A 246-nucleotide genomic window follows, 5' to 3' on the forward strand; every position below is an offset into this window, starting at 1 on the left:
GGTTTACCATTTGCTTCAAGCACTGAAGTTGTGAACTTGGAAGGTGATGATACAGGTTACGCTTTAAATGTTGGTTTAATGTATCAGCTAGATGATAACAGCCGTTTTGGTTTTAATTATCGTACAGAAACAGATATTACATTCGAAGGTGATTATTCGAATCAAATACCAACAGCTTTTGGTGGATTAAATGGAACTGAATTACCTGGTTCTGTTGAAATAACACTTCCTGCAATAGCTGAATTT

The 246-nt window shown here is 35.4% G+C and carries 1 protein-coding gene; it reads left to right on the forward strand.

Annotated features, from left to right (window positions below):
- Positions 1-246, forward strand: a 246-nt coding sequence (locus tag AAEY83_RS17720; RefSeq protein WP_351061303.1) for an outer membrane protein transport protein, incomplete at both ends; no start/stop codon positions are given.

This window comes from Psychrobacter sp. TB20-MNA-CIBAN-0197, from assembly GCF_040309765.1.
GTDB classification, from domain to species: Bacteria; Pseudomonadota; Gammaproteobacteria; order Pseudomonadales; family Moraxellaceae; genus Psychrobacter; species Psychrobacter submarinus.